1 rRNA gene is annotated in these 225 nt (G+C 41.3%); it reads right to left on the reverse strand.

What is annotated here, in order from left to right:
* Nucleotides 1-78 (reverse strand): 5S ribosomal RNA (gene rrf, locus K9V48_RS28875); the annotation flags it as partial.
* Nucleotides 79-225 lie beyond the last annotated feature (147 nt).

Genomic DNA, 225 nt, shown 5'->3' on the forward strand with positions numbered 1-225 from the left:
ACTACCATCGGCGCTGAAGAGCTTAACTTCCGTGTTCGGCATGGGAACGGGTGTGGCCTCTTCGCCATCATTACCAGATAATTTATTAAATTGAAGGGATATTCCTTCAAAACTAGATAACGATTCATCATTCAAGTTATTCAAGTGAGTTTGCTCTTATTACTGTGTCCAGCTACAGAAGCCAAATACTCCGGAAATTTCACAATCTCGTGCGAAGTCAAAGTA

This window comes from Metabacillus rhizolycopersici, from assembly GCF_020075705.1.